Source organism: Pseudomonas sp. 2, from assembly GCF_056627435.1.
Map to the genome: position 1 here is coordinate 1 of NZ_JBWXNG010000051.1, position 1,034 is coordinate 1,034.

Here is a 1,034-nt window from a genome sequence, read left to right on the forward strand (position 1 = left end):
ATTGGCTATGTCTGCGTAAAGTATTGCTGGCAGCTAAGCTCATTGCATCTGGCATTCCTTTTGTGGAGATTTGCGATGCGAGCTACGGAGTTCAAAACTTGGCTGTCGGCGATTTCCCAACTCAATCCCGAGCAGCGTAAGCAGTTGGAGGCGCAGGTTATGCGCCCCCACGCTGTGTTAGAGGACGCGCTGGCCATGCCAGAGCAATGTCCGCACTGCTCGGCTGAAGCTTTGCGGCCATGGGGCACAAGCCATGGTTTGCCGCGCTACCGATGCAAGGCATGCGGTCGTACGTGCAACGCATTGACGGGGACACCTTTGGCACGTTTGCGCCATCGCGATCAGTGGGCGGAGTACGCCAAAGCCATGACCGAAAGTCTGGTGATTCGCAAGGCGGCCAAGCGCTGTGGCGTCGATAAAACCACCGCTTTTCGCTGGCGCCACCGCTTCCTCCGTCTAATCGCCGAGCACCGTGCAACGCAGGTTTCAGGCGTTGTCGAGGCTGATGAGACGTTCTTTCTCCGATCATTCAAAGGGCAACGCAAGCTGCCGCGTGCGGCTCGCAAACGGGGTGGCAAGGCCAAGAGCAAAGGCATGAGCGATGACCTGGTGCCTGTTTTGGTCGTGCGTGATCGCAGCCCACAGCATGCGGATTTTCAGCTGGAAAGGCTCGATGGAGCGCATGTGAGTGAGGTGCTCAAGCCTCTGATCGATCCGGATGCCGTGCTGTGCACTGACAGCGCGGCGGTCTACCACGGCTTCGCCCGCGCAGAAGGCATCACTCACCGACGCTCAAACCTACGCCAGAAACGGCGTACGGATGGCGCATTTCATATCCAGAACGTAAACGCCTATCACGCACGGCTAAAGGGCTGGCTGTACCCATTCCACGGGGTAGCAACCAAATACCTGGCGAACTACTTGGGTTGGCGTCGATTGCTGGAGCGCTATGGTGATCAGATCAACCCGTTGATTTTTCTAAAGGAATCACTTGGCTATGAACCTGCACAACAATTAACGCAGACATAGCCAAT

At 56.8% G+C, this 1,034-nt stretch carries 1 protein-coding gene; it reads left to right on the top strand.

Annotation, left to right across the window (positions count from 1 at the left end; translation table 11 throughout):
- Positions 1–75: 75 nt before the first annotated feature.
- A complete protein-coding gene (locus tag AC1MEK_RS29845; protein WP_480399846.1) occupies positions 76–1,029 on the top strand; it encodes an IS1595 family transposase in 954 nt (317 codons plus the stop codon).
- The last annotated feature ends 5 nt before the right edge of the window (positions 1,030–1,034 follow it).

Coding starts and splice junctions, on each gene's coding strand:
- AC1MEK_RS29845 (WP_480399846.1), top strand. CDS start 76: ATGCGAGCTACGGAGTTCAAAACTTGGCTGTCGGCGATTTCCCAACTC.